The sequence below is a fragment of the Dyella sp. SYSU CM1112 genome, from assembly GCF_058216415.1.
Genome location: NZ_JBZEGI010000036.1, coordinates 1 through 2,685, shown reverse-complemented (window position 1 = coordinate 2,685; position 2,685 = coordinate 1). Strand labels below are relative to the sequence as shown.

Annotated in this window: 4 protein-coding genes; 3 read left to right on the top strand and 1 reads right to left on the bottom strand. The window is 54.5% G+C overall.

Annotated elements, in window-relative coordinates; all coding sequences use genetic code 11:
- The coding region (locus tag AC4HNJ_RS21465) for a hypothetical protein (protein WP_490481656.1) at nucleotides 1-1,048 on the top strand (1,048 nt) is incomplete at its 5' end.
- Nucleotides 1,049-1,060: 12 nt separating this feature from the next.
- The gene (locus AC4HNJ_RS21460; RefSeq protein WP_490481655.1) at nucleotides 1,061-1,288 is read left to right on the top strand and encodes a hypothetical protein; all 228 of its coding nucleotides are present in this window, start codon (nucleotides 1,061-1,063) and stop codon (nucleotides 1,286-1,288) included.
- Nucleotides 1,289-1,497: 209 nt separating this feature from the next.
- On the opposite strand, the gene AC4HNJ_RS21455 is transcribed toward AC4HNJ_RS21460, so the two are convergent.
- Nucleotides 1,498-2,448, bottom strand: coding sequence for an ABC transporter permease (locus AC4HNJ_RS21455; RefSeq protein ID WP_490481654.1), 951 nt, complete (start codon nucleotides 2,446-2,448; stop codon nucleotides 1,498-1,500).
- On the opposite strand from AC4HNJ_RS21455, the gene AC4HNJ_RS21450 reads away from it, so the two are divergent.
- A partial coding sequence (locus AC4HNJ_RS21450) for a hypothetical protein (protein ID WP_490481653.1) occupies nucleotides 2,443-2,685 on the top strand: 243 nt, incomplete at its 3' end. The two genes, AC4HNJ_RS21455 and AC4HNJ_RS21450, sit on opposite strands and share 6 nt — an antisense overlap.

Below are 2,685 nucleotides of genomic sequence, written 5' to 3'. Positions count from 1 at the left end.
GCAAGGTGCGCTTGGTGCAGGCGTGAGCGAAGCGGCGATTCCGTATCTGCAGCAGTACGGCGCTAGCGGCGTCTTGGCAGGCACGACGCTGATTGGTGGTCTAGTCGGTGGCGGAGCCGGCGCGGCGACGGCGCTTGCGGGTACGCAATATAACTATCTGACGCATAAGCAATTGATTGAGCTGCAAAATAACATCAAGCAGCAATGCGGCGGTGACGTGAACTCGGCATGCGCTCTGAATTTAGAGAGTGCTGCGGAAGTCGTGTCACGAAATCAGGAGCAACTGTTGGTTGGCCAATGCAACTCGGCGGGATCGAATTGTGCAGATATGTATAGTGGTGCTATCAGCGATGCTGTCGCTTACGCCAACAGTCCGCTGGCGACGCAGCTGAATTTGGGAGCGGATCAGACCCTCACTTCGATGGATTACGCGCAGGACCATGCGAATAACAACGGTCAATGGGGCTTGGTGGCGGCAGATAATGCGGTAAGCCACGATGGCAATCTGATGATTGGTTTGGCGGCGGCAGGGGCGACGGCGGGGCTGGGTGCTGGTCCCGGGGTGCTTGCAGCCGAAGGCTCTGGCGCGTTCCAAACGGGCTCGTTGTTGCAGATTGCGTTGGCATCACGTGGAGGCGTCGCTGCCACGACCGGAGCTGTTAATCTCGGCTCACAGTTGATTCAGAACGGCGGCAGCTTCAGTCAGGTGAATTACATCAACGTGGGAGTGAGTGCGCTTGGAGGCTACCTTGGCTATGGTGGCAACATGGCGTGGAATGGGTTAGTTGGGACAGGTGTTGGCATGTTGCAGACGGAAGCTAATAACTTGTATTACAACCAGAACGAGAATGTATTACTGAATGGTGCGATCAGCGGGCTGACGACGGCGGTCGGCTTCAAGATAGGCGATGCTTACAGCAATTTGATGAGCACCCCAGGCTTTACGTCACTTATTCCCGTTATTACGGGCAATGCAGGCGGGGCGACAGTGACAGAGGGAATCAACATGCTCATTGATAAGGCCAAAGAGAATGCAGGGAAAAATTAGAGGTGTAATGGCATGATTATTTTTAAAAAAATATTGTATGCACTTATGGCTGGAATTGCCTTTTTTCTTTTTGCGGTCGTTGCCATTGTGGCTTTTGGTTACGTTGCTGTCCGATTGAACGGATTAAAATATAACTTCCATGATGCTCTGGTTCAGGGTGTTCACAGCGGTATGTATTTGGGGGCGGTCATAACCATTCTGGCGTTCATTGGCGCCCCTCGCCGTCGCCCCCCGTTTTGACGTAGAGACCGCACGAGTGCGGTCTCTACGTTCAAGTTTGGATGCTTTCATTTAATAATCGGACTGCGGTGATTTTTAAGGCAAGGAAAGTGCTTTAAATTCATTTTAAAAAGATCTTTACGACCGCATCGAATCGAAAAAAATAATAGCCCCGCTATTGAGTATCAGCCACTGTACGGTCAATTCAGTTCATTCGGTGCGAATCGCGATTACGGGCGGCACTTTGGTCGCATATCGCGCGGGCCCCATACGGCCAATTGACCGAGCAGCCACAGCAACAGCGCGCTAAGTGGCAGTATATAGAGCGGCATGCGCGGTAATTCGTAGACGTGCATCAAGCCGAGATTCGCTAGGAATGCGAGCAGCGCCCCGAATACGATGCCTCCGCCGACAATCAGGAAATTCTCGGTATGGAAATAGCGCAGGATGTCGTTCGTGGTTGCGCCGAGCGAACGGCGGATGCCGATCTGTTTGCGTCGCTGGCTGACCCAGAAACTACTTAGTCCGACGATGCCACCCGCAGTCGCTAACAGCAGTAATCCACTGAGAATACTCATTAGCAGCGCTACGCTGCGGTCGGTTGCATATCCGTGCTCTCGTGCCTGGGGCAGCGTAACAACGCTTTCTTTGGGATCGATGAGGCGTACGCTGCCACGCTCCGATAAAGCTTTCATCGCTGCATTGATCACCGGCTTCATGGTCGTGGAGTAGGTGCGTACCAGATATACAACACCACCGCTCGGGTCGACATAACGAGCGGGGATCAGAATGTTATCTTCATCAATCGATCGCGTCGTGCTGCCAGCGTATGGCCCTTGAAGGCTGGCGAGAATACCAATGATGGTGGCGGGGCCATTCGTAAGGTAAACCGCTCTGCCCAGGGCGGAGCCATCGGGAAAGAGCTTCTTAGCAAGGCTTTGTGTGACGATGATGGATGGCGGGGACATCTTGTCGTAGGGGCCGATGGCAGCGATTTCCTCAGGACGAAAGTTACGCCCTGCGACGAGTGAGAGGCCAAGCGTGTCGATCGCGTGTTCGTCGGCAAGGTAGGCAATTGAAGGTTTCGGGCGCGTCGTTTGATCAGCTCTAATCTTTAGTCCCACCAATATGCCGCCGCCGCCCTCAAGGGGATAAGCCTCGCTGGAAAACACATCATGCACACCCGCCACATGGCGCAGGGCAGCGGAAGTTTCAGTTACGGTGGCGGCGGGGGAAGCGGCGGCGGTAGCTACAACCAAGGCCAGATGCAATCCAGCTATGCCAGCGTAGGCGACGTAACAGGCTTGAACGCGGGCAGCGGCGGTTTTCAGATCACGGTAGGCGGTAACACCCATCTCACCGGTGCCGTGATCGCGAGCAGTGCCGATCCAAGCAAGAACACTCTCGATACCGGATCA

Excerpts from the sequence above, each read along its gene's own strand:
- AC4HNJ_RS21460 (WP_490481655.1), top strand. The coding sequence starts at position 1,061 with ATGATTATTTTTAAAAAAATATTGTATGCACTTATGGCTGGAATTGCC.